This window comes from Rhizobium sp. P2_G9, assembly GCF_056403475.1.
Genome location: NZ_JBFUFK010000146.1, coordinates 1 through 452, shown reverse-complemented (window position 1 = coordinate 452; position 452 = coordinate 1). Strand labels below are relative to the sequence as shown.

The window sequence follows — 452 nt, the reverse complement described above, 5'->3', positions numbered from 1 at the left end:
GACGGAGACCGACACCGCCCAGAACACCGGCGGCAAGCTGGATGCTTCCGAYGTCGACAGTTCGGCCAGCTTCGATGTGCAGACCGATGTCGATGGCAGCCACGGCTTCGGCAAGTTCTCGATCGCCGCCGACGGCACCTGGACCTATGTCATGAACGACGCCCATGACGAGTTCAAAGCGGGTCATGACTATACCGACAGCATCACGGTGACCACGGCAGATGGCACCTCACAGGTGATCACGGTCACCATCCATGGCACCAATGATGCRGCCGTGATCGGCGGCAGCAGCACSCAGGAACTGACGGAGACCGACRCYGCCCARAACACCGGCGGCAAGCTGGATGCTTCCGAYGTCGACAGTTCGGCCAGCTTCGATGTGCAGACCGATGTCGATGGCAGCCACGGCTTCGGCAAGTTCTCGATCGCCGCCGACGGCACCTGGACCTATG

Annotated in this window: 1 protein-coding gene; it reads left to right on the top strand. The window is 62.0% G+C overall.

Annotation, left to right across the window (positions count from 1 at the left end; genetic code table 11):
• A partial coding sequence (locus AC1DYF_RS40400) for a VCBS domain-containing protein (protein ID WP_477884563.1) occupies positions 1-452 on the top strand: 452 nt, incomplete at both ends.